Genomic DNA, 22,146 nt, shown 5'->3' with positions numbered 1-22,146 from the left:
TAAACAATCATCAATCACCGATTGTTGACGCTGAAATTGAGCAATTCTTAACGGAGAAAACGCTCAATTTCCGTGCCACAGAAGATAAAAACGAAGCCTATACGGGCGCGCAGTATGTGATAGTGGCGACGCCAACAGACTACGACCCAAAAACCAATTACTTCAATACTCAATCGGTTGAATCTGTTATTCATGACGTGAATAACATTAACCCCGCAGCGACGATTATTGTGAAATCCACCATTCCTGTGGGCTTTACTGAGCGTTTACGTGAAGAGTTTGGTTACACCAACGTGATTTTCTCCCCTGAATTTTTACGTGAAGGCCGTGCTCTGTGGGATAACTTACACCCTTCCCGCATTGTGGTCGGGGAGCGTTCTGAGCGTGCAAAGGTTTTTGCTGATTTACTGCTAGAAGGTGCCATCAAAAAAGACGTTCCGGTGTTATTTACTGATGGAACCGAAGCCGAAGCCATTAAACTGTTTGCCAATACCTATTTGGCGATGCGTGTGGCGTATTTTAATGAACTCGACACTTATGCAGAAAGCCGTGGCTTAAATGCACGCCAAATCATTGAAGGTGTCTCTTTAGACCCACGTATTGGTAGCCATTATAACAACCCATCATTCGGTTACGGCGGTTATTGTTTGCCGAAAGATACCAAACAGCTACTGGCTAATTACGATGACGTGCCAAATAACTTGATTAACGCCATTGTCGAATCCAACCGTACCCGTAAAGACTTTATTTCTGATGCCATTATTGCTAAAGCACCACACAAAGTGGGGGTTTATCGCTTAGTGATGAAAGCGGGCTCTGATAACTTCCGTGCTTCAGCGGTACAAGGTGTGATGAAACGCATCAAAGCCAAGGGCATTGAAGTGGTGGTGTATGAACCTGTTTTAAATGAACCTGAGTTTTTCCGTTCAAAAGTGGTCAATGACTTAGCGGAATTTAAGGCTCAGTGCGACATTATTTTAGCCAACCGCATGGTGCCTGAGTTGGAAGACGTAGCGAGTAAAGTCTACACCCGTGACTTGTTCGGTAACGATTAGTTTGTAATAACTAAATTCAATTTTTAGAATCGCAGTTTTTGCCTAATATAGAACATCAATATAAACTACTCCTCATTGTAGTAATACGTATAAGTGGGAATGATGATCCCCATCATCACTTATACCTTATCTAATCATTTTTTATCATAGGATGGTACCGTGTTTAGGAAGCCCCTCCCACTTACACTATTAACTATCAGTATTTTATTGACCGGCTGCACCATCACCCCGGGTGCCTATATGTCAACCTCTGGCAAAAATGTGGTTGATACCGGTGACCGTGATATCACCAAATTGGTGGATATCTACCCCATTTCACCAAAACTCTTGGACGATATGTACACCGCCCCAACTATCGCCAAGCCAAACTCTCAGTTAGAAAAACAACTTACTCACTATGAATACCGGGTGGGAGCGGGTGATGTCTTAACCATTACGGTTTGGGACCACCCTGAACTAACCATCCCTGCAGGTTCTTACCGTAGTGCGCAAGACTCGGGTAACTGGGTACATTCAGATGGCACCATCTACTACCCGTATATTGGTAAAGTGAAAGTCATCGGTAAAACCGTCACTGAAATCCGTACCTTAATCAGTAACCGCTTAGCCACCTATATTGAATCCCCACAAGTGGATGTCAGCATTGCCGCTTTCCGCTCGCAGAAAATGTATGTATCAGGTGAAGTGGCAAAACCGGGTACTTTGCCAATTACTAACGTGCCGCTAACTATTTTAGAAGCCTTTAATAATGCCGGTGGCTTAACCGAAAAAGCCGATTGGGATAATGTAGTTTTAACGCGTAATGGCAAAGAAACTCGAATTTCACTGCAATCCCTTGTGCAATATGGGGATTTAACCCAAAACCATCTAATGCTATCAGGTGATGTCCTGTATGTGCCGCGTAATGATAACCAAAAAGTGTTTGTGATGGGTGAAGTGGGTCAACCAACTACCCTTACCATCGACCGTGCAGGCATGAGCATCACTGAGGCACTTAGCAAAGCAAATGGAATTAAGCAAGAAACAGCCCAAGCTACAGGTGTATTTGTTATTCGCCCAATTAAGAACCAGCCAGCAGAAGATAAAGAACTCGAAGCGTTACTACCGAAAAAAATGGCAGCGGTATATCAGTTAGATTTATCCGATGCCACCTCACTCGTAATGGGTACTGAGTTTAAGTTACAACCTTATGATTTAGTGTATGTCACTGCGGCACCAGTGGTACGTTGGAACCGTTTAATCACTCAGTTATTACCAACCATTGCCACCTATAATCAGTTAACTGAAGGCACTAAACGTATTCACGATTGGTAATAGCCATGTTTAACCATATCCTAGTTGTTTGTATGGGTAATATCTGTCGCTCTCCTACGGGGGAGCGTTTATTACAACAGTATTTTCCCGAAAAAACTGTTCATTCTGCGGGCATTATTGCTAAAAATGATAGACCCGCGTATGACAGTGCCATCCGCATTGCACAGCAACATAGCCTTTCTTTGGAAAACCATCAGTCCCGTCGTTTAACTAGCGAATTATGTAAAAAAACCGACTTAATCCTAGTGATGGAAAATGACCATATTGCTAAAATCCACCAACTGTTTCCTGAAACCCGTGGCAAAGTGATGTTGTTTGGCCAGTGGATTAACAAAACCGAGATCCCTGACCCCCATAAACGCAGTGATGAAATGTTTGAACATGTTTATCAGTTAATGGAAAAAGCCGCGATTGCTTGGCAAGGAAAAATTTAATTTTATTTATTGGATGACTAAACATTTAACCTATTATGAACACAACAAAAAATAGCTCCCCTGCCTCAGATGAAATCGATCTGCTCGCTCTGTTTAAAGTTTTGAAATCCAATACCATTAAAATTGGGTTTTTTACTGTTATTTTTGCAGCCATTGCCATAGCCTATAGCCTACTCGCAACACCAATTTACCAAGCGAATGCGACCTTACAGTATGACAAATTAGGTCAGGTTTCATTACTCGACCAAATGAGTGATGTCATGCCATTTGGTAACAGCAATAACCAAGTCGACTCTGAAATTGAAGTCATCAAGTCCCGCATGGTGTTAGGTAAAACCGTTGCAGACTTGAACTTAGACACTCAAGCAGCCCCTGAAGGCTTTGTCAGTAAGTTACTTGGTGAAGTAGCACCTGTTGATATTGCCCTATTTCAGTTACCTGAAAACCTGATTGGTCAGCCATTTATATTAACCTATTTGGGGAATGGCCAATACTCCTTAAATATTGATGGGCAAGTATTGCAAGGCAAAGTGGGGGAGGTGTTACAACAAGGCGAGATTAGCTTATTGATCTCAAGCTTTGCTGCAGAAACTGGCGAGGAATTTACTTTAGTTAAAAATGCCCGCTACTCGACGATTGAAGACTTACGTAATACCTTAACCATTACTGAAGTGGGAAAAGGGACAGGGATTATCAGCTTAGCGATTAAAGGGGCAGATAAAACCGAAAATGTTAAAATCCTCAATAGTGTTATCCAAAACTATGTCGACCAGAACACTGAACGTAAAAAAGAAGTCACTAATAACACCTTAGTGTTCTTAGAAGGCTACTTACCGACCATTAAAAAGAAATTAGATAACTACGAAAACCAGCTTAATGCGTTTCGCAAAAAGAATGAGTCTATTGACCTCTCTTTAGAAGCCAAAGCCGCTTTAGATACTGCTTTGCAGGTCGAAGAGAAACTCAATGAGCTGACATTTAAAGAAGTAGAAATTCAACAGTTATATACCCGTAACCACCCGGCTTATCAGTCCCTATTAGACAAACGCCAACAACTGTTACGGGAAAAAGAAAAAATCAGCAAAAATATTCAAAAGCTGCCGAATACCCAACAAGAGATTGTCCGTTTAACTCGCGATGTCGCAGCAGAGCAAGCTATTTACACTCAGTTGGTGGCGAAACAGCAAGAACTCAGCGTATTAAACTCCGGTATCACTGCGGATGTGCGTATTATCGACTCCGCTGAATCACAACCAAAACCTATAGCTCCGAAAAAATCACTGATTGTTGCTCTTGCCACTATCCTTGGCTTTATTATCGGTTGTGCATATGTGATAGCTCGCGAGTTCTTTAATAATAAAATTAAAAGTACTGAAGATATCGATGCGCTCGGGATTAATGTCTATGCCACCATTCCTTTCTCAGCCCATGAGAAAAAACTGATTGAGGCTGGCAACAAGAGCCCATTGGCAATAGAAAACCCAGCCGATACCGCAGTAGAAGCAATCCGTTCCTTACGCACCAGTGTCTATTTTTCGGTGATGAACCAAGGTAACAACCTAGTTATGGTCACCAGTGCCTCACCCGGTGTCGGGAAAAGTTTTGTTACCTCCAATATGGCGGTGGTACTGGCTAACGCAGGTAAGAAAGTGTTATTAATCGATACCGACTTACGCAAAGGCCGTTTACACAAAGCCTTTGGGTTAAATAATAAAGCCGGGTTATCTGAATATTTATCTCAGTCAAACCTAGAGTCACCTACCATTCATTCTAATGTGATTGAAAATTTAGATGTGATTTGCCGTGGTAAAAATGTCACTCACTCCTCTGAGTTACTGATGGGCGAGCGCTTTAAACAGTTGCTCGATAAAGTCAAAAACCAATACGATATTGTGGTGATCGATACCGCCCCAATCTTGGCGATCACCGACTCTGCCATTATTGGTAAATATGTTGGCACCTCGTTATTGATTGCTTTCTATGGTGTGAATACGGTGAAAGATGTTGATTTATCACTGAAACGCTTTAAGCAAAATGATATCGAAATCACCGGAGTGATCCTCAACGGTATTGATGCAAGGTCTGACGACTATAACTACCACTACGAATACTAAGGCTCAGGGAGTTTGAGATGGATGGCAAACAAGTTTTAGTCACTGGTGGTCTTGGCTATATTGGTAGCCATACCTGTGTGCAAATGATCCAGCAGGGAATGCAGCCGATTATTTTAGATAACCTGCATAATGCTAACCTTGAAGTGCTTAACCGCATTGAAGCTATCACGGGTGTTAAGCCGGTCTTTTACCAAGGTGATGTGCGCGATAGCCAGATTTTAGACACTATTTTTGCTAATCACCAAATTCACTCAGTGATCCACTTTGCTGGGTTAAAAGCGGTTGGTGAGTCAGTACAGAAACCGATTGAATACTATGATGTTAACGTCAATGGCACATTGGTATTAGTGGAAAGCATGAAAAAAGCGGGCGTAAAAAGCCTAATTTTTAGCTCATCGGCGACAGTGTATGGTGAACCTGAGCATATACCATTAACGGAAGAGGCTTCTGTTGGTAATACGAATAGCCCATATGGCACCAGTAAATATATGGTTGAGCGTATTTTGACTGACTTAAACATTGCAGATAACGAGTGGTCTATCTCATTACTGCGCTATTTTAACCCTGTCGGTGCGCATAATTCAGGTTTGATGGGGGAAGACCCGAATGGTATTCCAAATAACCTGACACCATTTATCGCACAAGTGGCAGTTGGTCGTCGTAAAGAGCTCGCTGTGTTTGGTGGTGATTACCCGACTAAAGATGGGACCGGCGTTCGTGACTATATTCATGTAATGGATTTGGCTGATGGGCATATTGCTGCACTAAATAAAGTTAGTCAGCAAGCAGGGCTTCATATTTATAACCTTGGTACAGGTACAGGCACCAGTGTATTAGAGGTGGTGGCTGCATTTGAAAAAGCGGTTGGTAAACCAATCCCTTATACTATTTCAGACCGCCGCCCTGGTGATATTGCTGAATATTGGTCAACTCCGGCAAAAGCAGCACAAGACTTAGGCTGGACGGCACAGTATTCTATCCAAGATATGGCAGATGATGTTTGGCGTTGGCAGTCTATGAACCCTAACGGTTATAACAGCTAACCTCAACGAGTTAATTCAGAAACGAGCCTTTATGGCTCGTTTCTTGTTTTTAGAGTGCAAATAATTTTTAACCCGCAAATAAAAGTTCCACATGAAAACAAACCCATTTGCGCGTAAACTCTACCCATCATTTATTTCATCATTACAAATATCAGCTTAACGTTATGCCACACATCGTCTTATTCGAACCAGAAATACCACCAAATACCGGCAACATCATTCGTCTTTGCGCTAATACCGGTTTTGATTTACACCTTATTCACCCATTAGGCTTTACTTGGGATGATAAGCGCCTACGCCGTGCAGGGTTGGATTACAGCGAGTTTGCTGATATCAAACATCACCATGATTATTACGCATTCTTAAAAAGTGAGGGGTTAAACCCCGATAATAACCAGTCAGAAAGTGGGGCTCGCGTCTTCGCCTTAACCACCAAAGGTAAACCCAGCCACAGTAATGTCAGTTACCAACAAAATGACTATTTGATGTTTGGCCCGGAAACACGCGGGTTGCCACCCTATGTTCTCGATAACATGCCAATGGAGCAAAAAATTCGTATTCCAATGCTAGCCGATAGCCGCAGTATGAATTTATCCAACTCCGTGGCGGTTGTGGTGTTTGAAGCATGGAGACAGCTGGGGTATGCAGGGGCGTTGCTAAAAGACTAGCCCCCCTAGCCATACTTCAAGCAATATGGGTGTTGGCTTCACACCAATACCCAAGCAATGTGCCGCTCGAATTATTTAGAGGGATAGGTGACTTTTCTGAACATAAGCGAGATATTTTAATGGAAGAGCCTTTTACTAAACAAACTGAGCAATCCACGAATACCCCATTAGGTCGTATCGATGAAACCACTTATTTATTACGTTCACCCGCTAATGCCGAACATTTAAATAAATCGATTACTCAGTTTAAGATGGGATATATGTTTAAAAAATATACTGCTGAAGAATAACAACGATAGTGAGCAACTCACTACCTATTACGCCTTCCCGCAACTCAAATCCCATCACCATCTTCAAAACCATAAATACTGCCGTTAAAGTTTTGGTCCATTTCTAAGGATGGCATTTCGCTACTTGGCTTACCAACAACCTTCGCAGGGACCCCTGCAACGGTAGTATGTGGCGGAACAGGATGAAGAACAACCGAACCCGCACCAATTTTTGCGCCGCGACCAATTTCAATATTACCTAAAATTTTAGCCCCCGCGCCAATCATCACCCCTTCTCTGACTTTAGGATGACGGTCGCCACAGGTTTTCCCAGTACCGCCGAGGGTAACCGATTGCAAGATAGATACATCGTTTTCCACAATAGCCGTTTCACCAATTACAATGCCTGTTGCGTGGTCAAGCATAATACCGCAACCAATACGAGCTGCGGGGTGAATATCGACACCAAATGAAACAGAAATTTGATTTTGCAGGTAAACCGCCAGCGCTTGGCGACCTTCTTTCCACAGCCAATTCCCGATGCGATAGGCTTGCAAGGCGTGGAAGCCTTTCAGGTACAATAATGGAGTGGAATATTTATCAACGGCAGGGTCACGTAGGCGAACCGCAGCTAAGTCCATTGCTGCGGAGAAAATCATGCCTTCGTCATTGCGATATGCTTCTTCAACGATTTCGCGGACTTCAAGAGCAGGCATGATAGGTGAACTGAGTTTATTCGCTAACATATAGCTAAGTGCGCTACCCAAGTTATCATGCTTTAATAATGTCGCGTTAAAAAAACTGGCTAGGAGTGGTTCGCAGTCAGCAAGCGACTTCGCTTCTTCTTTAATGAAGCCCCAAATTCTATCCAATTCTTCACGCGACATAATCACTCACCTATCTATTTTTATAATTACCTATTATGTAACTTCTTAATGCGGTTAATTTTATTAATCATGCAGTTTTGGCATATCAGCAATTTCATCTTTGGTCGCTCGCCCCAGTAATGCTTGCGCCGCCTCTAGTACATTTTTATGGCAATAGAGGATTTGATAGATTTGCTCTGTAATTGGCATTTCCACCCCAGCACGTTCAGCAAGAGCACGGACTTCTTTAGTATTCCGATAACCTTCAACCACTTGGCCAATCTCTTTTTCTGCCTGTTCAACCGTTATGCCATCGCCTAACATCATACCAAAACGGCGGTTACGAGACTGGTTATCAGTACAAGTTAACACTAAATCGCCAAGCCCTGCCATCCCCATAAAGGTTGAAGGGTCAGCACCGAGTGCTGCACCTAAGCGGCTCATTTCAGCAAGGCCACGGGTGATCAAAGCAGTCCGTGCATTGGCACCAAAGCCCATGCCATCTGAAATACCCGCCCCGATAGCAATCACATTTTTGACTGCGCCACCAAGTTGCACCCCAACCATATCTGGGTTTTTATAAACCCGAAAGCTTTTACCACAATGGAAAAGTTGTTGTAGGTCATCACCAAATTGGCTATCACTTGCCGCCACCGATATTGCTGTTGGCAAGCCTGCTGCTAGCTCTTTTGCAAAGGTAGGCCCAGACAAAACTGCTAGAGGAATTTCATTGCCTAATACCTCACGTGCCACATCTTGTAACAAACGACCGGTATCCCTTTCTAAGCCTTTCGTCGCCCAAATAATGCGCGAATCTGCTCGTAAATAAGGTTGGATTTGTTTTAGTACATCACCAAAAACATGGCTAGGGACGACTATCAAGATATTCGAGCTCGCCTCAACGGCACGTTTTAAGTCCGTTTCGAGAGATAAACTATCAGGGAAAGAAACGCCAGGCAAAAAAGCCTGATTGCTACGATCTTGTTCTAATTGACGAATGTGTTTTGGGTCATGACCCCATAACACGACCTGATGTGCATTACGCGCCAACGTAATGGCTAAAGCGGTGCCGTACGAGCCGGCACCGATCACTGTCATTGAAGCAGTATCCATTAAGCGTCCTGTTGAGCTTCTGAGTTCTGCGCTTGTTCACCTTGTTGCTGCTGTAAGTAGTTCATGAACAGTGCATCAAAGTTAACTGGCGCTAAGTTCAATTGTGGGAATGTACCACGACCCACTAAGCTAGTAATCGCTTCACGTGCATATGGGAACAGGATATTCGGGCAGTATGCACCTAAGCAATGCGCCATTTGAGTCCCATCAATACCTTCGATAGAGAAAACGCCTGCTTGTTGAACTTCACACAGGAATGCGGTTTCTTCACCTAACGTTGCCGTGGTCGTGACACGTAAAACAACTTCATAAACGCCTTCTGACAGCTGATTTGAAGATGTATCTAAATCCAATTTAATTTCTGGCTGCCACTCTTGTTGAAAAATATGAGGCGCGTTAGGTGCTTCAAATGAAACGTCTTTTGCATAAATACGTTGAATTTGAAATACCATTTCTGAGTTGTTTTGTTCTGACATAGTTTAGTACCTTTTAACTTCCATATGAGTTTTCCCTGTTATTCTTCGAGTTACAGGGGTGTTCGCTGCATTGCGCTACCCAAGTCACATACTGATGTAGGCTCCTTGGATACCTTCATTTGCTGCCTGCCTGTAGCCCAAATAACCCAAGGAAAGCCTTGTTTCTTAAGCCACAGAAGGTGTTCGCTGCATCGCGCTACCCAAGTCACATACTGATGTAGGCTCCTTGGATACCTTCACTTGCGCCTAACTGTAACCCAAATAATTGCATTTTGAGTTACAGAAGACTCTCTGCATTGCACTACCCAAGTTACATATTAATACATGCAACTCAAGATTAACTATTATATATGGTAACTACTTCTTACCACGAGCTAATGGAAGGTTTTCACCTGCCCAGCCAGCAATCCCTTCTTTTAGGACAAAAACTTTTTCAAAACCGTATTGCGCAAGTTGCTCAGCAGGTTTAGCTGATTCCATTCCACTCGCAGAAACAATAATGACGGGTTTCTGTTTATGTTTTTCTAATTCGCCTAAATTGTTATCTTTAATTTCAGACGGTGTTAAGTTAATAGAATCAATTATATGCCCTTTGCGGAAATCGTCACGAGTACGCAAATCCACAACAACTGCCTCTTCTTTATTAATCAGTGTAATCGCCTGTGAACGAGCAATCACTTTCGTTTTAGAGAAAAGACCTTTAAAGGTCATTACGACCACAGCAACTAATAACGCTATCCAAACCAGACTCAATAACATGTTCCGGCTTACAAATTGCATGATTTCTTGGATCATGGGGGGCAATCACTCCCGTTAGTTAAAAACGAATATCAAAGGGTTCAGAGTATACCTTTGTGTTGAGCTAATTACAGCCAATTCACACAAACTACAGTGTTTTTTTTGCGGTAAAGCACGCAAAATGAATACCGAACCACTGGAAAATAACATTTGTATCGCGAAACTGTACGCAGACATTTTAACATAAACATGGCTAAACGGGTCTAAGTGATGGATTAAATAGGGGTTCAATAATAAAAAAATGATTGAATACTAGCTATACAAAATAAATCAGTGATAATAAAACTATATAATTTAACTTAATTAACCTTTATCTCAGGGCAAAAATCCGAATTTGTAAATGTTTTCAATACTATTTGTTAGAGAGTGCTGGAAACCATAACTTGCAGATGAAATAATCAGTTATCGTACTTAATTGAGGTGAACTATCACAATGGCCAATATACATCATCGAATGAAAGCATCATTTCTTCGTCAGGCTATTACTGCTCTATTGGGTTTAGGGCTGTTTACTCTCATCCCTACCCACACCGTATTTGCCAATCAGATCACCGAAAATAAAGGGCAATTACACGATTTACTGAAAAATATTGCCGAAAAAGAAAAAAGTGTTAAAGAACAGCAAGCTAAGCGCTCGGCACTGCTTAATCAACTCAAGCAGCAAGAACAAAGTATTTCGGCTGCTGGCCGTAGTTTGCATGAAACACAAAACCAATTAAAACAATTAGATAAAGAAATAGTTTCATTAAATAATAATATAAAACAACTCCAAATAAAGAAACAACAGCAAGAAAAACTGCTGGCGGACCAACTTGATGCAGCCTTTCGCTTAGGGAAGCATCAAGGGCTTACCTTAATGTTTAAAGGTGAAGAAGGTCAGCGTGAAGAGCGCATTTTAGCCTATTACAGTTATTTAAATCAGGCTCGTGAAAAAAACATAGCCGCACTGGAAGAAACAACTCAAACGCTACAAGAACAAAAGCAACTGGAACAGAAAAAACAAGCGGAACAAAAAACAACTCTTGCGCGTCAACAGCAAGAAAAGCGCAAACTCGATAATGCCCGAGCTTCGCGCCAAAAAACATTAAATGCGCTCGAAAGCACATTAAAAGAGGACCAAAAGAACCTTGCGGTCCTAAAACAAAACGAAGCAAGGCTACGAGACAAAATTGCACGTGCTGAGCGGGAAGCAAAAGCAAGAGCTGAGCGAGAAGCCCGTGAAGCTGCTCGTATCCGTGCACAAGTAGCAGAAAAAGAACGCCAAGCAAAACAAAAAGGTTCAACTTATAAACCGTCAGAAAGTGAACGCTCACTTATGTCTCGAACAGGTGGATTAGGGCGCCCTGCTGGGCAAGCAATTTGGCCAGTTCGCGGTTCATTACTGCATAACTATGGTGATGTTATCTCTAGTGAATTACGCTGGAAAGGTATGGTTATTGCGGCAAATGAAGGCACGCAAGTAAAAGCCATTGCAGATGGCAGAGTGTTACTGGCCGACTGGCTACAAGGTTATGGGCTGGTTGTGGTCGTTGAACATGGTAAAGGTGATATGAGCCTTTATGGATATAACCAAAGCGCATTAGTGAATGTTGGCCAAGAAGTTCGAGCGGGTCAGCCTATTGCCTTAGTCGGTAGTAGTGGTGGCCAAGAACGCCCTGCTTTGTACTTTGAAATCCGTAGACAAGGTAAAACCGTAAACCCCCGACCTTGGTTGGGCCGATAGCAAAACGTTAAATTTAAAAGATTAGGATAAAATTATGTTGAAGTACTTACCCTTTAGATTACTCATTGGATGTTCTTTGTTAATGGTGTGTCTACAGGTGAGTGCAGCAAAACTGGCTATCGTTATTGATGACTTTGGTTACCGAGTCAAAGAAGATAACCAAATTTTAGCGTTACCAGCCGCGGTCACTATTGCTATCTTACCAAGCTCTCCACACGGTCGTGAAGTGGCAGAAAAGGCCCATCAGCAAGGGCGGGATATTTTAATCCATATGCCAATGAAGCCATTGAGTAACCAGCCTTTAGAAAAAGATACATTATCCCCCTCAATGAGTGCAGAGGATATTGACCGACTCATTAAGAATGCGATTCAACGGGTACCCTATGCAAAAGGTATGAATAATCATATGGGTAGCGAGATGACATCGAGCTTACCGGGGATGCGTAATGTCATGCACAGCCTGTCACAATCGAATTTATTTTTCTTAGATAGTGTCACCATTGGTAATACACAAGTGAAAAATGCGGCGAAAGAATACGGTGTGCCAACCTTACGCCGCCATATTTTTATCGATAACCACCAATCGGAAGAAGAAACCCGCAGTCAACTTAACAAAGCCGTTGCCTATGCACGTAAACATGGCAGTGCCGTTGCGATTGGCCACCCTCACCCATCCACAGTACGTGCTTTGCAAAAGTACCTTCCACAGCTCCCTGCGGATATTGAACTTGTTGCGGTTAGTTCGCTGCTTAGCCCACAACCAGCCGATAAACAACCTGCAAAATCACTCAGAATGCTATCGGAAGAAGCGAAGCAACCACAAAATAGTGAATCTTCCACTCCGCCATCCGTAACACCGGAAGAAGAAGTACAGGTACAACCCGAGCCCGAACAAGAGGTGACAACGGTTGAAGCTCCCCCCGCAGAATTAGGTCTTTGCGAGTTTGAAACACCAAAGAATAAACCACAAGGAATTGATTTTATTATGTTTGTAGTTGAAGGGATTTATCACGACAAGGCCTTACAACCTCTTTTATTAAAAGACTAAACAACCCAAGTCATAAGCTATTCAACAGGTGGTAGTCCCCTTCTGGCGTGGAAATAATGCAGAAGGGGGAAAAGGGACATTACGTTATAAAAGTTAATCCCAATTTAATATAACTTTACCAGACTGCCCTGAGCACATGATATCAAAGCCTTTTTGGAACTCATCAATCGGAAATTGGTGAGTAATAATCGGTGATAAGTCTAACCCTGATTGTACTAGGGTCGCCATTTTGTACCATGTTTCGAACATTTCCCGGCCATAGATCCCTTTAATAAACAGCCCCTTGAATATGACTTGGCTCCAATCCGTCGCCATCGAAGCTGGGGGGATCCCTAATAATGCAATTCGCCCACCGTGGTTCATGGTATCTAACATGGTTTGAAAAGCGGCTGGGGCGCCTGAAACCTCTAATGCGACATCAAAGCCTTCTTTCATACCAAGTTCGTTCATTACATCTTTTAAATTTTCACGACTGACATTGACCGCTCGTGACACCCCCATTTTTTTCGCTAATTCAAGACGATAGTCATTAACATCTGTGATCACAACATGGCGGGCACCAACGTGTCGGCAAACTGCGGCAGCCATAATACCGATAGGGCCTGCGCCTGAAACCAGAACATCTTCCCCAACCAAATCAAAGGATAGTGCGGTATGAACTGCATTGCCAAAAGGGTCAAAAATAGCGGCAATTTCATCAGGGATATTATCGGGAATTTTAAAGGCATTGAATGCGGGGATAACTAAGTATTCAGCAAAGCAGCCAGTACGGTTGACCCCCACGCCTATAGTATTACGGCAAAGATGGGTACGGCCACCACGACAGTTTCGGCAATGACCACAGGTAATATGCCCCTCACCAGAGACCCGGTCACCAATATTAAAACCTTTCACTTCCTGCCCAATGGCAACAATTTCCCCTATATATTCATGACCGACCACCATAGGGACAGGGATCGTTTTTTGCGACCATTCATCCCAGTTATAGATATGGACATCCGTACCACAAATAGCGGTTTTACGAATTTTTATCATCACATCATTGTGCCCAAGTTCCGGTTTAGGAACATCTGTCATCCATATACCTGGCTCTGTTTTTAATTTGGACAGTGCTTTCATAGACGGCCTTATTATTTGATTATGTTTAGTTTTTTACCTATGCGGGTGAATGCTTCAACGGCGTGTAAAATATCCTCCTTACTATGTGCTGCAGACATTTGGGTACGTATCCTAGCTTGGCCTTGCGGCACAACAGGATAGAAAAAGCCGGTAACATAAATACCTTCATTAAGAAGCTCTTTGGCGAATACTTGGGCTAACTTCGCATCCCCTAACATAACGGGGATAATTGCGTGATCAGCCCCCGCGAGCGTAAAACCAGCCAATGTCATTTTCTCCCTAAATAACATGGCGTTATTCCATAACTTCTCACGTAAATGTTGCCCTTCACTCATCATATCGATGACTTTAATGGATGCAGCAACAATGGCTGGCGCAAGGGAATTGGAAAATAAATACGGGCGAGAACGCTGACGTAACCATTCAACGACCTCTTTTCTCGCAGCGGTATACCCACCAGAGGCTCCCCCCAGTGCTTTTCCTAATGTTCCTGTAATAATATCGACGCGCCCCATAACATTGCAGTACTCATGGCTACCACGGCCATTTTCCCCCACAAAGCCAACTGCGTGAGAATCATCAACCATGACTAAAGCTTGATATTCATCAGCAAGGTCGCAAATTGACTGAAGGTCAGCGATGACACCGTCCATCGAAAATACGCCATCTGTGGCAATTAGAATATGCCGAGCCCCCGCGCTTTTCGCTTCTTCAAGACGTGTTTTTAACTCGGCCATGTTGTTATTACTATAACGGTAACATTTTGCTTTACTTAGCCTGACACCATCAATAATTGAAGCATGATTTAATGCATCTGAAATAATTGCATCTTCAGGCCCTAGTAATGTTTCAAATAACCCACCGTTTGCGTCAAAACAAGAAGAATACAAAATAGCATCTTCCATACCAAGAAAGTCAGCGAGCTTGTGTTCGAGAACCTTATGGCTGTCTTGGGTACCACAAATAAACCGTACAGAAGCCATTCCAAAACCATGGCTATCCATTCCTTGCTTTGCCGCCTCAATCAATGCAGGATGGTTCGCCAGCCCAAGGTAGTTATTTGCGCAAAAGTTAATCACTCGCTGGCCGCCGATAATTTCAATGTCAGCATCTTGTGAAGTGGTAATGATGCGTTCATTTTTAAATAACCCATCCGCTTCAATTTGCACCAATTGGTCTTGGATCTGCTGGTAAAATTTATCTGACATGATTTGTTCCTGTATAATGACTATTAATAGAGTTTAATAATAGTCTCTGTTGGTAGCGACATTCACAGCACAAATAAGTGAAGTTTGTAGGCAAGATCACGATAATGGCCTTGTTCTGATTAACACACTAGTTCAAATCTCTATTAACAATACTGCTGTCGATGGAAAGAGGTGTTATTATAGTCACCCATTGTTATTCTATTTTTTTAACCCATTTGAGGTATATCCAATGATCATAGTCACTGGTGGAGCTGGCTTTATTGGCAGCAATATTATTAGAGCTCTAAACGCAATTGGCCGCACAGATATCCTAGTAGTCGATAATCTGAAAGATGGCACTAAATTTGCCAACCTTGTTGACCTTGATATTGCCGATTACGCAGACAAAGAAGATTTTATTGTTAGTATCATTGCCGGTGATGATTTCGGTGATGTGGACGCGGTATTCCATGAAGGTGCTTGCTCATCAACCACTGAGTGGGATGGCAAATATATGATGGATAATAACTATCAATATTCTAAAGAGTTACTACACTACTGTTTAGAGCGGGAAATTCCCTTCTTATACGCCTCATCAGCGGCGACATATGGCGGCCGTAGCGATAATTTTATCGAAGAGCGCCAATTTGAAAAACCGTTGAATGTATATGGCTATTCAAAATTCCAGTTTGACCAATACGTTCGCGAAATTTTGCCTGAAGCGGGTTCGCAAGTCTGTGGCTTCCGTTATTTCAACGTCTATGGGCCAAATGAAAACCATAAAGGCAGCATGGCAAGCGTTGCTTATCACCTAAATAAGCAAATTAATGAAGGGCAAAGTCCAAAACTGTTCGAAGGTAGCGATGGTTTCCGTCGTGACTTTATTTATGTCGGTGATGTAGCCGCGGTTAACTTGTGGTTCTGGGAAAATAATGTTTCAGGTATTTTTAACTGCGGTACAGGGCGAGCGGAATCTTTCCAAGCCGTTGCTGATGCAGTCACTGAATTCCACAAAGATAAAAATGTCGCTATCGAATATATTGAATTCCCTGAAAAATTAAAAGGCCGCTACCAAAGCTTCACACAAGCTGACCTCACTAAGCTACGTGCCGCCGGCTATACTGCACCATTTAAGACGGTTGCAGAAGGTGTTGCTGAATATATGCAATGGCTAAATAAAGACGCGTAATTATTATTTATGAAAATATTGGTGATCGGCCCTTCTTGGGTAGGGGATATGATGATGTCACAGAGCCTTTATCGCACAATAAAGGCGTTACAGCCCCATGCGCAGATTGATGTGATGGCGCCACAATGGTGTCGCCCTTTACTTGCCAAAATGCCCGAAGTCAGTAACGCAATTCCTATGCCGCTAGGCCATGGGGTACTTGAAATTGGTGAACGTCGTCGATTAGGCAAAAGTTTGCAAGCAAATGGCTATGATCAAGCTATTGTGTTACCCAATTCTTTGAAGTCTGCATTTGTGCCTTTCTTTGCAAGAATCCCCAAAAGAACCGGGTGGCGGGGAGAAATGCGCTATGGTCTACTCAATGATATTCGCCCACTAAATAAAGACGCTTTTCCTTTAATGGTGCAGCGATATGTTGCTCTAGCTTATGATAAGCAAACTATTCAATCAGCTTCCGATATTCCGACACCAATTTTACCGCCTAAACTGGTGACAGTGCCGCAAGAAGTCACTGAAACCCTGCAAACTTTTGGGGTTGATGGTTCTCGCCCTATTATTGGTTTTTGCCCTGGTGCAGAGTTCGGGCCAGCCAAACGTTGGCCTCACTATCACTACGCTTCTCTCGCTCAAACATTAATAAGCGAAAAAGGCTATCAGGTGCTGCTATTTGGTTCACAAAAAGACCACGAAGCCGGTGAAGCCATTCGTTTAGAGCTGACTGATGATGCAAAATTACATTGCCATAATTTTTCAGGAAAAACATCTTTAGAACAAGCTGTGAATCTGATCGATGCCTGTACCGCCGTTGTCAGTAATGACTCTGGTTTGATGCATGTCGCAGCAGCGCTAGGTAAACCTCTTATCGCCTTATATGGCCCAAGTAGCCCTGATTTCACCCCGCCATTATCAGATAAAGCAGAAGTGATCCGCCTAATTACGGGGTATCACAAAGTGCGTAAAGGTGACGGTGAAAGTGGTTATCACCAAAGTTTGATTGATATCCAACCTCAATTAGTTATCGATGCATTAGCTCGGTTAAATATAGGTATTGAATAATGAGAGTATTATTAGTCAAGACATCTTCAATGGGAGATGTTTTACACTCATTACCAGCACTGACCGATGCACAACAAGCCATACCCGGTATCCAATTCGATTGGGTCGTTGAGGAAGGCTTCGCGCAAATTCCGACATGGCACAGTGCCGTTAACCAAGTGATCCCTGTGGCCATTCGCCGCTGGCGAAAAAATTGGTTTTCTGCACCGATCAGGGCCGAACGCGCAGAATTTCGCAAGAAATTACAAGCAACACAGTATGACGCCATCATTGATGCTCAAGGGTTATTAAAGAGCGCTTTTCTTGTCACCCGTTTAGCAAAAGGTGACAAGCATGGGTACGACCGCCATAGTATTCGCGAGCCGTTAGCCAGTTGGTTCTATGACCACCGTTATGCAATTAGTAAACAACAACATGCTGTCGAACGCATCCGCCAACTGTTTGCCAAAAGCCTTAGCTATGATTGCCCAACACAGCAAGGGGATTACGCCATTGCACGCCATTTTTTGCAATCATCTGAAGATGGGCAAAGCCCTTACGTCGTCTTTTTGCATTCAACAACCCGCGATGATAAACACTGGCCAGAAGAAAACTGGCGAGAACTCATTAGCTTAATGGCGAATAGTGGTATTCAAATTAAACTGCCGTGGGGTGCGCCTCATGAGCAACAACGTGCAGAGCGGTTAGCGAAAGGCTTTGATTTTGTCGAGGTATTGCCAAAACTGACTTTAGCTGAGGTTGCACAACAAATTGCTAATGCTAAAGCAGTGGTTTCTGTCGATACTGGGCTTAGCCATTTGACTGCTGCGCTTGATAAACCCAATTTCACCCTGTTTGGGCCCACTGACCCAGGGTTGATAGGGGGATATGGGCAAGGGCAGAATACCATTAAGCCTCCTGAAAATACGATGGCGAGTATTCAAGCTCTTGATGTTTATCGGCAACTAGCCCGATATCTCTAATCAAAGTCATAACTAAATTGATAAAAAGCGGTCAACCGACCGCTTAATGACATAAATTTAAACCCTTTTATTTCTTTTGTTCCGGCGCAATAAACCCAAAGCACATAGTTTCAGGTGCGGCATCCGGTTCAGAACGGTAAATCACATCTTCTTTTTCTATCGTAAATTGCGGCCAAAACTTACGTACTTTAGCAAAGTTCTCATGGGCACAATCATCATATTTTTTGCCGAGTAGCAATGCACCATGCTGGCGAATTTCCGCTTCGGTAATATCACGATTATATACATTTGGTGGCATATGTTTTTCCATCGACCAAGGTTGGATCACATGCGGTCTATCTTTTGCGTAAATGATAAACCATTGATACTGGTTATCTTCCCCACCAACATATTTAACTGGCGTACCATATCGCTGATACCAACGTTGCTCACCTTCTGCAATCAGGTCTTTGACACCAATAAATTTTTGCCCTGCTCCACGGATGTTTGCCGCTTGCACCGTGATATACCCGACTAACACTAAAGCACCAAAAACGGCAAAGCCCACTAATGATTTTTTAAAGATTTTTTTCGGCAGCACCGTGATCGAACCAACAAATAACGGTGCGCAAACGGCCATAAATGGTTGTAACCATTCGGTGATCCGACCGCCATCATGGAATGAAAACCAGCCATAAATCACAATAAGTGGAAATAAGATAATAAAATTAGCCATTCTATTGGCAATAGGTTTCGGCCAGCCTAACTTACCGCCACCACGATAAACGATCACAGCAGCAATGATTAGTGGGTAAAAAACACTAAGCGCAGCTTGAGTTGTATGCAAATTGAAACCAGGGTCAATTTGCGAATCAACCCATTTAAACGCAGAAAAATCACTCGCCATTAACCAAAAGAAATTCGGTAATACCAGCCCAAACCAAAGGGCAATTGCGAGATAAAACACGGGGTGGCGATAACTTTGGCGAACCTGCTTTACAAATAGTGTTAACAAGAAAACAGAGCCAACTAAAGCTAAAGTTGAGTATTTCCCCATCGTGGCCAACCCTGCAAACAAGGCAAAAGGTAGCCACCATGCAGGGTTGTCATCTACAGCGCGTAGAAAGAAGTAAATAGTCCATGGCCATAAAGTCACTAAAATATAGTTATCATTATATGGGATGATATCGAAATTAATTACACCTGATAAATTTAACATCAGCATCGCAAACCAAGCTAGGTCACGACGCCCTGTTAAATGAAAAGCGAGTTTCCACACACCAAGCAAACCAAATGCAATACCCGCAAAATGGATAAAATACCAATAGAAGCTATATGATATCCCTAAATAAATTGCAGGCCACATCAATACCCCAACAAACCATGGGTTTTTAGGGGAGCCCCATTCGCCATTCATTCCCCAATTCACTGCTTCTACAGTGTCATAAGGTACCGTTGGGTCAAAATAGAAACTCGCTAAGATCCAAGCGATAGCGTAGCCTATAACCCATAGATAGACATATTTATTTGATATTGATTGATTGATAGCAGGCATATAGTCTTAAAAGATAAGAAAAAATTTCAACATTCCATTTGGGCGCGACTTCAAGTGCAATAAACCAAACTAGAACGGCTCAATAATAAACGGTGCAGTCTACTATAGTTTAGGAATAATACTAAGGTATGCCATGAAATATTCACAGTTTATTGCTGTAATGTTCAAGTTTCTACTCAAGAAAAGACTTTATTGACGACTATTGTTCTTTCGGAGGCAAATAAGGTTGCAGTAATTTCAAGAGGCGCTGTAAGGCCCCTTGATTTTCATGCAGCACTTCTGCAGCATGTCGACCATAATATAACCGGTAATCTTCATCAGAAAGCAAACTGGTCACGGCTTGAACCATCGATTCACTATCTGTTACCGTAATTAAACCATCTGCTTGTTTTAATTTCCCACAGATATCTTTGAAATTGAACGTATGAGGCCCCATTAAAACAGGTAAAGCATGAGCAGCGGCTTCAAGAGGGTTATGCCCCCCTGTTTCAACTAAACTTCCCCCAACAAATGCAATATCCGCAATACCGTATAGCAGCATTAACTCCCCCATCGTATCGCCAATAACCACTTGTATATCAGATGTTGGGACAGTATTGGCACTACGGCGAATAAATGTTAAACCTGCTTTTTGAGTGAGTTCCTCTGCTTTGGCAAAACGTTCAGGATGACGAGGAACCAAAATTAATAGTAAGTCAGGAAAGCGTGCTAACAATTTTTGATGTGTTTCTAATACAATTGCTTCTTCACCTTCGTGTGTACTCGTAGCAATCCAAACAGGGCGGTGAGCAGCCCATTGCCTACGCAATGTTATTGCCCTAACAGCCAATTCAGGTGTCACAGAAATATCGAACTTTAAGCTCCCCGTCACATTCAATTGCATTCGCCTTAACCCAAGTTGAACAAAGCGCTCGCCATCCTCCTGGTGCTGGGCAGCAACTATCGTGACATTACGCAGCATCCGTTTTACAAAATTGCCGAGCTTTTGATACCCCCGAGCGGAACGCTCAGATAACCGTGCATTAGCAATAACCAAAGGAATTTTACGTTTATGGAGCTGATTTATCATGTTTGGCCATAACTCAGTTTCCATGATAATCACAAGTTTAGGGTCTACTTGTTTAAGAAAACGGCGCATTGAACCGGGAAGGTCATAAGGCAAGTAAACGTGGTCAACATCATCACCAAAAGCAGAAAGTACACGCTCAGAGCCAGTTGGCGTCATCGTCGTCACAGTAATTGGTAATGAGGGATAGTGATGGCGAAGTGCGCGAACAAGAGGAACCGCCGCGAGAGTCTCCCCAACAGAGACTGAATGGAGCAAAATACCTTGAGGCCTTACTTTCCCCGCGCAAAAACCATAGCGCTCGCCCCACCGTTTACGATACGCAGGCGCTTTACGGCTGCGCAGCAATAGGCGAACCCATATAAATGGCTGGATAAGATAAAGAAGTACCTGATATAAACGCAGCAATAACATTCGTTCTGATTCACTTACCAAAATTGGCGCTATCTTAGCATAAAGCTCAAATAAAAGTGTGCAGAATATGCACCTAAAAATGATAACAGACCACTATCTACAGTTGCAACCATGCCAGATAGCCGATAATGTTAATTACTATCAACGCTTATTCATGCTGTTTTTTCGAATAAGTAATAGCAAACAAAGAGATACTATCGCCATGAAACACAAGGCTATTTACCCTGGTACGTTTGACCCGGTTACATCTGGACATGTTGATATTGTTACTCGTGCAGCAGCAATGTTTGACCATGTCCTACTCGCTATTGCTAATAGCCAACGAAAGAACCCGATGTTCTCCCTTGATGAACGTGTTGCTCTTGCTAAAGAAGTCACTTCTCATCTTAATAATGTAGAAGTCGTTGGTTTTTCTGAACTAATGGCAAATTTTGCACAAAAGAATGGGGCCAATATTCTCATTCGGGGTGTTCGCTCGGTCGCCGATTTTGAGTATGAGTGGCAACTGGCAAATATGAACCGCCACTTTGTGCCGGATTTAGAAACCGTATTTTTATTACCATCACAAAGTTTATCCTTTGTTTCTTCATCTTTAATAAAGGATGTTGCACTTCATGATGGTGATATTTCTTCTTTCTTGCCCCCAGTCGTTGCTGAGGCAATGTTAAAGAAGCTCAATAAAAAATAGTAAGTACCTA

Annotated in this window: 21 protein-coding genes; 13 read left to right on the top strand and 8 right to left on the bottom strand. The window is 42.8% G+C overall.

What is annotated here, in order from left to right; all coding sequences use genetic code 11:
• From ACIPUA_RS04800 to ACIPUA_RS04770, 7 genes are all read left to right on the top strand, one after another.
• Positions 1 to 1,055 (top strand): nucleotide sugar dehydrogenase (locus tag ACIPUA_RS04800; RefSeq protein ID WP_449059321.1); only part of this gene is annotated, 1,055 nt, incomplete at its 5' end.
• A 159-nt stretch (positions 1,056 to 1,214) separates the two neighbouring features.
• Positions 1,215 to 2,369, top strand: a complete 1,155-nt coding sequence (locus ACIPUA_RS04795; RefSeq protein WP_449059330.1) for a polysaccharide export protein — start codon at positions 1,215 to 1,217, stop codon at positions 2,367 to 2,369.
• A 5-nt stretch (positions 2,370 to 2,374) separates the two neighbouring features.
• Positions 2,375 to 2,803: an arsenate reductase/protein-tyrosine-phosphatase family protein gene (locus ACIPUA_RS04790; protein ID WP_048605720.1), complete on the top strand. Its 429-nt coding sequence runs from the start codon at positions 2,375 to 2,377 to the stop codon at positions 2,801 to 2,803.
• Between the two features lie 35 nt (positions 2,804 to 2,838).
• Positions 2,839 to 4,917, top strand: a complete 2,079-nt coding sequence (locus ACIPUA_RS04785) for a polysaccharide biosynthesis tyrosine autokinase (protein ID WP_449059329.1) — start codon at positions 2,839 to 2,841, stop codon at positions 4,915 to 4,917.
• Between the two features lie 17 nt (positions 4,918 to 4,934).
• The gene (gene galE / locus ACIPUA_RS04780; protein WP_449059328.1) at positions 4,935 to 5,960 is read left to right on the top strand and encodes a UDP-glucose 4-epimerase GalE; all 1,026 of its coding nucleotides are present in this window, start codon (positions 4,935 to 4,937) and stop codon (positions 5,958 to 5,960) included.
• 164 nt (positions 5,961 to 6,124) lie between these two features.
• Entirely contained in the window at positions 6,125 to 6,628 is a 504-nt protein-coding gene (trmL, locus tag ACIPUA_RS04775; RefSeq protein ID WP_042846710.1) for a tRNA (uridine(34)/cytosine(34)/5-carboxymethylaminomethyluridine(34)-2'-O)-methyltransferase TrmL, read from the top strand.
• A gap of 29 nt (positions 6,629 to 6,657) precedes the next feature.
• Entirely contained in the window at positions 6,658 to 6,918 is a 261-nt protein-coding gene (locus tag ACIPUA_RS04770; RefSeq protein ID WP_197974813.1) for a hypothetical protein, read from the top strand.
• Between the two features lie 44 nt (positions 6,919 to 6,962).
• On the opposite strand, the gene cysE is transcribed toward ACIPUA_RS04770, so the two are convergent.
• From cysE to ACIPUA_RS04750, 4 genes are all read right to left on the bottom strand, one after another.
• The gene (gene cysE / locus ACIPUA_RS04765) at positions 6,963 to 7,784 is read right to left on the bottom strand and encodes a serine O-acetyltransferase (RefSeq protein WP_042846713.1); all 822 of its coding nucleotides are present in this window, start codon (positions 7,782 to 7,784) and stop codon (positions 6,963 to 6,965) included.
• A 63-nt stretch (positions 7,785 to 7,847) separates the two neighbouring features.
• On the bottom strand, positions 7,848 to 8,876 hold the full coding sequence (gpsA, locus tag ACIPUA_RS04760; RefSeq protein WP_042846714.1) for an NAD(P)H-dependent glycerol-3-phosphate dehydrogenase: 1,029 nt from the start codon (positions 8,874 to 8,876) through the stop codon (positions 7,848 to 7,850).
• Complete coding sequence (secB, locus tag ACIPUA_RS04755; protein ID WP_042846715.1) at positions 8,876 to 9,352, bottom strand: protein-export chaperone SecB; 477 nt, start codon at positions 9,350 to 9,352, stop codon at positions 8,876 to 8,878. Before secB ends, gpsA begins: the two co-directional genes overlap by 1 nt.
• A 357-nt stretch (positions 9,353 to 9,709) precedes the next feature.
• Complete coding sequence (locus ACIPUA_RS04750) at positions 9,710 to 10,147, bottom strand: rhodanese-like domain-containing protein (RefSeq protein WP_042846716.1); 438 nt, start codon at positions 10,145 to 10,147, stop codon at positions 9,710 to 9,712.
• A gap of 436 nt (positions 10,148 to 10,583) precedes the next feature.
• Here ACIPUA_RS04750 and envC point away from each other — a divergent pair, with 436 nt between their 5' ends.
• Positions 10,584 to 11,873 carry a murein hydrolase activator EnvC gene (gene envC, locus ACIPUA_RS04745; RefSeq protein ID WP_042846717.1) on the top strand — a complete coding sequence of 430 codons (1,290 nt, stop codon included), beginning with the start codon at positions 10,584 to 10,586 and terminating at the stop codon, positions 11,871 to 11,873.
• A gap of 34 nt (positions 11,874 to 11,907) precedes the next feature.
• Positions 11,908 to 12,921 (top strand): divergent polysaccharide deacetylase family protein, encoded by a 1,014-nt coding sequence (locus ACIPUA_RS04740; RefSeq protein WP_449059327.1) that lies wholly within the window; start codon positions 11,908 to 11,910, stop codon positions 12,919 to 12,921.
• 93 nt (positions 12,922 to 13,014) lie between these two features.
• Here the strand turns inward: ACIPUA_RS04740 and tdh are convergent, their stop codons facing one another.
• Positions 13,015 to 14,040, bottom strand: coding sequence for an L-threonine 3-dehydrogenase (gene tdh / locus ACIPUA_RS04735; RefSeq protein WP_166685496.1), 1,026 nt, complete (start codon positions 14,038 to 14,040; stop codon positions 13,015 to 13,017).
• Positions 14,041 to 14,051: 11 nt separating this feature from the next.
• Entirely contained in the window at positions 14,052 to 15,248 is a 1,197-nt protein-coding gene (locus ACIPUA_RS04730; protein ID WP_449059326.1) for a glycine C-acetyltransferase, read from the bottom strand.
• Between the two features lie 229 nt (positions 15,249 to 15,477).
• On the opposite strand from ACIPUA_RS04730, the gene rfaD reads away from it, so the two are divergent.
• The 3 genes from rfaD to rfaC are packed head-to-tail and all read left to right on the top strand — an operon-like array spanning position 15,478 to position 18,434.
• Positions 15,478 to 16,416, top strand: coding sequence for an ADP-glyceromanno-heptose 6-epimerase (gene rfaD, locus ACIPUA_RS04725; RefSeq protein WP_042846722.1), 939 nt, complete (start codon positions 15,478 to 15,480; stop codon positions 16,414 to 16,416).
• 9 nt (positions 16,417 to 16,425) lie between these two features.
• Positions 16,426 to 17,472 carry an ADP-heptose--LPS heptosyltransferase RfaF gene (gene rfaF / locus ACIPUA_RS04720; RefSeq protein ID WP_449059325.1) on the top strand — a complete coding sequence of 349 codons (1,047 nt, stop codon included), beginning with the start codon at positions 16,426 to 16,428 and terminating at the stop codon, positions 17,470 to 17,472.
• Positions 17,472 to 18,434 (top strand): lipopolysaccharide heptosyltransferase RfaC, encoded by a 963-nt coding sequence (rfaC, locus tag ACIPUA_RS04715; RefSeq protein WP_042846724.1) that lies wholly within the window; start codon positions 17,472 to 17,474, stop codon positions 18,432 to 18,434. Before rfaF ends, rfaC begins: the two co-directional genes overlap by 1 nt.
• Before the next feature lie 67 nt (positions 18,435 to 18,501).
• Here rfaC and ACIPUA_RS04710 read toward each other — a convergent pair whose 3' ends face one another.
• Both ACIPUA_RS04710 and waaA read right to left on the bottom strand, forming a co-directional pair.
• Entirely contained in the window at positions 18,502 to 19,968 is a 1,467-nt protein-coding gene (locus ACIPUA_RS04710) for a glycosyltransferase family 39 protein (RefSeq protein WP_166696402.1), read from the bottom strand.
• A gap of 199 nt (positions 19,969 to 20,167) precedes the next feature.
• Complete coding sequence (waaA, locus tag ACIPUA_RS04705) at positions 20,168 to 21,448, bottom strand: lipid IV(A) 3-deoxy-D-manno-octulosonic acid transferase (protein WP_042846726.1); 1,281 nt, start codon at positions 21,446 to 21,448, stop codon at positions 20,168 to 20,170.
• 202 nt (positions 21,449 to 21,650) lie between these two features.
• Here waaA and coaD point away from each other — a divergent pair, with 202 nt between their 5' ends.
• A complete protein-coding gene (coaD, locus tag ACIPUA_RS04700) occupies positions 21,651 to 22,136 on the top strand; it encodes a pantetheine-phosphate adenylyltransferase (protein WP_042846826.1) in 486 nt (161 codons plus the stop codon).
• Positions 22,137 to 22,146: the final 10 nt, after the last annotated feature.

It is taken from the genome of Providencia sp. AGC89, from assembly GCF_053543535.1.
Note: the sequence above shows the minus strand (reverse complement) of the source record. Positions and strands in the feature narration are given on the sequence as shown.